Here is a 7,131-nt window from a genome sequence, read left to right as displayed (position 1 = left end):
GTTGTTGTGGTTGTTGTAGTTGTGGTTGTTGTAGTTGTTTTTTGGTCTGTAATAGTTTTAGCAACTGGAGCTTTTGGTGTTGTGAATTCACCAGCTTCAACTACAGTATCAGCTGCCAACTCATAACCTTCTGGAGCTTGGATTTCTTTGATGATGTATTTGTCACGCAAGATGTTCTTAACAGTGAATTCACCATTAGCATCTGATTCAAACTCACCGATGATATCTTGGTTAGTTTCACGGATAACTTGGAATTTCGCACCTTTAAGTGGAGCACCGTTTTCGTCTACTTTTTTCACTTTAATGCTAAATTCGTAACCGATACCAGCACCACCAGCGATTTGGATGTTGACTCCATTTTTTGAAGGAGGAGCTGAGAACCCGTCACCTGAAAGTTGCGCTTCATTTTTAATTCTTTCCCCATCAACAGCAGTATAGTTTACATCAGCAACATACTCTACTGAGAAGTGATCAGTTTTACCAATGTTACCCAAGTTGATAGTGAATGAAGTATCTGTTGCATTTATTGTATAGTTAGAAGTAACATCTTGTTGGTTTTTAAGAGTCCATTTACCACCAGCGTATTCCCAAGTACCTTTGAGGATTCTGAAACTTCCTTTACGGTAAGTAATTCCTTTTGATTGAAGTGTATCTGTAAGAACCGCATTTCTGATTTCCATATTTGTTCTGTTAATAGCAATACGGTAACCTAATTCTTTATTGTTGTTACCAGTCCAACCTGATTTAAGGGCTGGGTAAGTTTTACCATCGCCGATAACTTTACTTGTTACCTTACCGTTGAATTTTACATCACCGTTAACTTTAACCTTAACTGGTGCTTCACCATCGTTAGGGAATTTATCTTTGTTAACAGCTGCATAGAAGAAGAATGAACCTGTAACGTCATTTTTCTTTTGAGCGAAATCTGTGAATGTCAAGACAATCTTACCAGTAGCTGCGTCAACTTTTGCATCGGCAATCTTTTTACCAGTGATTGTGTCGTTGATTTCAAAATCCTGAGACTTGATATCGATAGGTGCAGAAATTGTAAGTTCTGTCGTATCACCTGCTTTGACATTTTTTCCTTCTAACGCAAATTTTGCGCTAAGTCGGAAAGTATCATAGCGATCGAGTGAACCTGTTAACTCGCCACCCTGGGCATTTTGGATGTTGACCTCTGTGATGACATCAACATTTTTGGACGTGGCTGCACTTACGTTGGTCGTAAATACGCCGAATGAAATTATCAATAATGAGAAAATCATTGATAAACTAGCCGCTAACTTTTTCATATTTCCTTTACCTCCTCGGTTTTTCTAATTAGCTTCTCTAAATATAGCACAACATAGTAGAAATAGCAATAGTTCTATTCAATATTTTTTACATTTTTGTGTTAATTTTTTAAAGCGGGCCATTTTCTTGAGAAATACCATCTTTCTCACCTATTTTTCCTTACTTTTATTTTTTGAACAACTACAATTAATTCAGATTCTCTTGTAACTTTTATGCATCATTCGGATCAACTTTCTTCTATTATAATAGTCATCTTTATTTTAATCATTTTTGATTGAACCAGACGTGCGGATACCTCTCGGAGATTTAAGTCCTCTTTTTATGCTACCAGCAATTAGCACCTTCCTATCCCTAACTGGTCTGCTCTATTCTTCTGATCAAAAAAGGCGCACACATTCGCAAATGTGTGTGCCTTTATAATAGAAGACTTTTTGTCTCAATCGATGAATGACTTCTCGTTTCTCATAGAAGTTCAACTCTAGTAGAATGTTTTTTCAAGCCTTACTTTACTTCTTTTTCTAACACCAGGACATCCTTGCTAGATAGAGAACTTTCCTGATAGCCAGCCTCTTTGTAAAGTTTAAGAGTTGCTGTTTCAGAGTAGCCATGTTTTTCATTTTGCATTTCTCTAGGTACAACGACATAGTCAATTTTTGGATCAAGTGCTTTGTTGTTGTGATAGAAGATATCGTACAATTCTTGGTGTTTTCGTAGGCCTGGAGTATATCCTCCTGCTGCTAACACAGAAGCATCTGCTGGTATTGAATCCAAAGTGGACTGAAGGCCATCAAAAAACTCTTTCCGATCATGATAATACTTCATCTCAAAGTTCCAGTTTCGAGTGAAACTATAGAGGATTGTCCCTGAGAAAACTAGGGAAGCAGCAACAAGAGCAAGCAAGACCTTCTCTCCAACCACTCGATGTCTGCTCAATTGATCTACCGCCAGGATAGCCATGATAAATAGGAGGGTAACCGATCCATAGCTATATTGGAAACCGATGTCAAACTGATATGGCCAGTCCATCAGTAGGTTGACTGCCAATAAAGGAATCAGGAGGAAGTAGGTAGAGAAGCGTCTTTGAACGAGGGGTAGGAAACCTAAAGGGAATAAGATTAAAAAGATATATCCCATTTTCTTGCCCGTGAAAAGACTTCCGATAATATAGAGTGGATTTAGGAAGATGTTTTTCAACACCATCGGCAAGCCGTGCTCCCCTTCCAATAATAAGTGTCCGTAACGCGAAACCATGGCTCCTTCACCATATTTAGCTAGAAGGAACAAAGCAAGGCTAAAGTAGAGGACTGGCAAAGCAAGAGTTCCTGCATAGAGCCATTTTTTGAAGGTGGCCGACAAGGTGAAACGTTTTTGGAAAGCAAAATAGAGTCCTAATGCCAGGACGTAGAGGGCCGCGTCCTCTTTCACAAATAGAATCAACAAGACAAATAGAATGGATCTCCAACGCCACTCAGAGATAAGGGCATAGAATAGCCATAAAATCAACGGCGGCAAGAAACAGTTCTCATGCAGGTGGTAAGCACCACTCGTGGTCATTACCGGAGTAAGGAAGAAGAGAGCGATAATGAAAGGATTAAGAAGTTTTGGTAGCTGTAATTTCTTCAAAATGAGGCATAGAGGGATAACAGCTGAGAAGACAATGAGGACTTGCATCACTTCCAAAGTTTCTACATAAGGGAATAACATGTAGAAGGGAAGAATGAGATAATAAATTGGAGAAATGTGGACTGCCATATGTGATAAGGCCTTATCTCTCTCAAGTGTCGTAATCTGAGTAAAGTCCGTTTTCATTCTTTCAAACATCTGGGAAAATATTCCGATGTCGAATGTCGATACTGAATTTGCCTTTACTTTGTAGTACATCACAGCAGACAAGTAGAGGACGTAACAGAGCCCACCAATCAAGGCGACAAGGGTGAGACGTTTCACCCACACCGCATTGATCTTTTCCACTGCCAATCTATTCACAATCAAACCGATTAGAATGGCAATAAAAACAGAAACTAAGACCGGCCAAATCAACATTGAGAATTTTGATTCAGCAATGTTAAATGAGTGAATCCCTAGGGCATCGTTTTTAAAATTGCTACTCGCTTGGATCAGCAACTTAGGAAATGATAACAAAAGCACCAAGGGGTAGATCATCGCAAGCCTTACTTTTTCCAAATGGAAGAGTAAGAACAAGGCCACTGATATCATTACCAAGCCCAAAGATAGGAAAAAGGTTGGACTTTTTAGAATGGCCATAAACAAGATTAAAGCTGACAGGATGATATTAGCCTGCCGGATATTTAAAAACTTTTTATATTCAAGAAGGAACCATAGAATTAGGTAACTAACCACCAATCCAATCACTGTAGTAGTGACTCCTACTGCCCCTAACTTAAGAAATAATACTTCAGTCGAAAATCGAAGTAGATTGACTAAAACAACGACTAAATAAGATCCTAATAGTAACCATAGATAATTTATGTCTACGAAATTTTTTATTTTTTTCATTTAAACCTCCCGTATTTATAAAATATTTTAACACAAACTAAAAATTATTCCTAACTAAAAATAGATTGGTCATCATTTTTCTTTATACCCTCACTCTTTAGATTCCAAGAGCCACAATCCTAGTCTAACAGATAGAAATCGAATCCGTCAGATGATACCTATACAACTTGCAAATAATGGGGCAGAATCGGACTCCAATTCATTTAACATCGTTTGATTTTCTAACCTACATAAGTGAAGTCGTCCGACGAAATCACTGGGGTCATCAACCAATTGTCTCAATCTGATGGTCACGTATCCATTAAGGAGAGCATCCTTTTTACTCAGCGTTTCGTCAGATCGTCGATCCCCTACAAAGACCAACGGATGCTCTCTCCTTAAAACTCACCCTTTTCACAAAAACATGAGCACATTCCTCATTTGTTCAGAATGTGCTCACGTCTAGATCATTTACTTTCTCATTTGAGGATTATGTCACACGGAAAAGGTATTTATAATGCCTTTCTACGTATGCGTTATCTTTCTTTTTTGATTGTCGGTAGATGCCGATCATCATACATAAAAGATCCTTTGTTTTAATCCTTTTCACCTCTAAACTGAAGTTACTTCTCTAAAACAAGCAAAAACTCAGTAGAGCGATTACTTTCCTTGTAACCAGCTGCTTCATACGCTTTCACGAGATCCCCTTGGGGATGCCCCTGTTTTTCGTTTCTTAGTTGTCTTGGGACAACAACAAAGTCAATGGTTGGATCAACTTTCTTAGCATTATGGTAATCAATATCATATAATTTTTCATGTTTTCTCAGACTAGGAGTATATCGACCTGCTGATAAAACCGAAGCCTTCTTCGGCAAAGCATCCAGTACAGATTGAACCCCCTCAAAAAAGCTCTTCTGTTGCTGATAATACTTGACTTCAAAGTTCCAGTCGTGAGTGAGAGTATATAAGATAGCACTTGAGAAGACTATGGAAGACATTACTAAGGCTGCCAAAAACTTCTCTTTTATTACCTTATTTTTACTTAATTGGTCTACTGCCAGCAAGCCCATAATGAAGATAAGGGTTACTGATCCGTAGCTATACTGGTATCCAATATCATATTGGGGGAACCAATCCGACAACAAATTCACAGCCAATAGAGGGATTGCGAGGAAATAAGCAGAGAATCGTCTTTGGATAAGTGGTAAGAAGCTAAAGGAAATTAGAACTAAGAAAATGTATCCCAACCTCTTGGCCGTAAACAGACTTCCCAGAACATATACAGGATTGAAAACAAGATTTTTAACGACCTTAGAGAATCCTTGCTCACCATTCAACAACAAGTGTCCATAGCGTGAGACCATGGCCCCTTCACCATATTTTGACAACAGGAACAAGGCAAGCCCTGTGTAGAGAATTGTCAGAGCAAAACAACTAATATATAACCACTTTTTAAACTTAGCCGAGAAGATAAAACGGTTTTGAAAAGCAAAATAAAGTCCTATTGATAACACATAGATAAAGGCATCTTCTTTCACCATGAGAACAAGGATGGAGAACAAAAGGGTTCTCCATCGCCATTGAGAAATAATGGCATAAAACAGCCATAGAATCAATGGAGGTAAGAAACAGTTTTCATGGATGCGGAATCCTCCACTCGTTGTCATTACCGGAGTAACAAAGAAAAGAGCCAGCAAGAGAGGATTGAGTAATTTTGGTAACTGTAATTTCTTTAATATGAGACACAATGGAATCACTCCAGAAAATACGATGAGAACTTGCATCACTTCCAAAGTTTCTACATATGGGAATAACATGTAAACTGGAAGAATCAGATAAAAGATTGGAGAAATATGGACCGCAAAATGGGATAAAACTTTATCTCTCTCAAGAGTCGTAATCTGAGTGAAGTCCGTCTTCATCCTTTCAAACATTTGGGAGAATATCCCTAGATCATATGTTGAAACTGCATTGGCCTTCACTTTATAATAAACTACAACAGATAAATAGAGGACATAGGAAACACCACAGACTAAAATAAAAAGAGTGAACCATCTGATCCATACCTTGCTTATTTTGTCTGTTTCCAGCCGACTAAAGATTATTCCAATGATAATAGCAATAAGAACAGCTGTCAAAATCGGCCAAATTAAGATAGAAAATCTAGAATCAGCTATATTAAAGGAATAAATTCCTAAAGCTTCATCTTTGAAATTGCTACCTGCTTGTAAAATCATTTTAGGAGACGATAGGACCACCAACAAAGGAAAGACGATGGCCAGCCTCTCTTTTTCTATGTAGAACAATACGAATAATGTTATTGAAATCAAACTTAAGCCCAAAGATAGGAATAGAGATGGGCTCTTCAAGATTGCAAAAAACAAAATCAAAGCTACTAGAACAATATTTATTGTTCGGATATCTAAGATTTTCTTATATTCCGTTAGAAACCATAAAACTGAGCAACACATTACAATACCAACGATGGTATCAGTCACTCCTACTGCTCCTAACTTTAAAAATAGTACCTCAGTAGGAAATAGAATCAAGCTGAATAAAACAAGAATAAAATAAGATCCTAATAATAACCACAACTGATTCCTATTAACTAAATTTTTAATTTTTTCCATTTAAACCTCCCATAATTACAAAATATTTTACCACAAATTAGTGAATTTTCCTACCTGAATATAATTGGAGGAGATAAAATTTCCGAATAGATTATTTTCTTTTAAAATTATTAATCAACTTATTTTTTACGAAATACGTTCCTATAATCAAATAAAATTACGTCTTTCACCTCTGTGATGAATCCTGTATCAACATCATAAACCACTCCTGAGGTAATGACATCATAGAAATTAGTGGAGAATCTTACAGTCATTACGACATAGTCACGGGCACTCGCGTTGATATTGTAAAAAGGGAGGAACTCTCAATCTCCAACGTCAACTCCCAGTTCCTTTTTTAGATACTGAAAAAATCCTTTGTTTTCAAAGGTTTGAGCTCTACAACCTGTGTGGTGCAAAACCACGATTTCTCAAGTTCCATCTGTTGCCGAGAGATGACCAAGGATCCAATCATTCCCTTTGTTACGCGCCAGCCGCATAAACTCTACCGTTTTGAAAGCAATTCCTGAATGGGATAGATTGATACACGTTCGAATCCACGAATTTCAGTCATCTTCATTTCTTTTTTCATTACGAGTGATAAACATACAAAAAGCTCCTGGAACAAGGAGCCTTTTACTGAAAAATATATGAAAAATAGTAAACTATAGCAACTAAAAGTAGGAGATCTTTGTTGATGAGTGTAGTTTGCGTATTTCTCCTAAAAAAACCT

3 protein-coding genes and 1 pseudogene are annotated in these 7,131 nt (G+C 37.4%); all 4 read right to left on the bottom strand.

All coding sequences use genetic code 11. The features are described 5' to 3' along the window. A partial coding sequence (locus tag O3602_RS09985; RefSeq protein ID WP_371611625.1) for an Ig-like domain-containing protein occupies positions 1-1,265 on the bottom strand: 1,265 nt, incomplete at its 3' end. 529 nt (positions 1,266-1,794) lie between these two features. Then, complete coding sequence (locus O3602_RS09980; protein WP_371611624.1) at positions 1,795-3,810, bottom strand: DUF2079 domain-containing protein; 2,016 nt, start codon at positions 3,808-3,810, stop codon at positions 1,795-1,797. Between the two features lie 602 nt (positions 3,811-4,412). After that, on the bottom strand, positions 4,413-6,419 hold the full coding sequence (locus tag O3602_RS09975; protein ID WP_371611623.1) for a DUF2079 domain-containing protein: 2,007 nt from the start codon (positions 6,417-6,419) through the stop codon (positions 4,413-4,415). Between the two features lie 119 nt (positions 6,420-6,538). Beyond that, a pseudogene (locus tag O3602_RS09970) lies at positions 6,539-6,894 on the bottom strand (hypothetical protein); the annotation flags it as partial. Positions 6,895-7,131: the final 237 nt, after the last annotated feature.

Source organism: Streptococcus sp. 27098_8_186 (genome assembly GCF_041432055.1).
Classification (GTDB): Bacteria; Bacillota; Bacilli; order Lactobacillales; family Streptococcaceae; genus Streptococcus; species Streptococcus dentalis.
This window is presented reverse-complemented; position numbering and strand designations above follow the sequence as displayed.